Source organism: Pseudoalteromonas sp. S1609 (assembly GCF_005887255.1).
Taxonomy (GTDB): domain Bacteria; phylum Pseudomonadota; class Gammaproteobacteria; order Enterobacterales; family Alteromonadaceae; genus Pseudoalteromonas.
Genome location: NZ_PNDJ01000211.1, coordinates 1 through 308, shown reverse-complemented (window position 1 = coordinate 308; position 308 = coordinate 1). Strand labels below are relative to the sequence as shown.

Below are 308 nucleotides of genomic sequence, written 5' to 3'. Positions count from 1 at the left end.
GCGTACTGTGATGGCACGATATTACTTTCATTATCTATGGTTAATAGCATCCAAATGGGTGGAGCAATAATTTTAACACCGTCATTAAAAAGCGAAGCCATACTAGGTTGCCATGTGTCGGGGTTGTTAGGATCAAACCCTGCATCGCTGTCTCGGCCATCTAAATAAACGCTTTGCGCTGCAAATTCAGGGTTAGTATTAATCCAATATTGTACGTCAGCTAAATTAAATGATTGCGGAAAAACACGCGAAGCGGGTACCTCCATTTGCGTGTATTCATCTAGCATTTTTTGTGCGTATTGCGTTTG

The 308-nt window shown here is 41.6% G+C and carries 1 pseudogene; it reads right to left on the bottom strand.

Annotated features, from left to right (window positions below):
* A pseudogene (locus CWB76_RS19470) lies at nucleotides 1-308 on the bottom strand (glycerophosphodiester phosphodiesterase family protein); the annotation flags it as partial.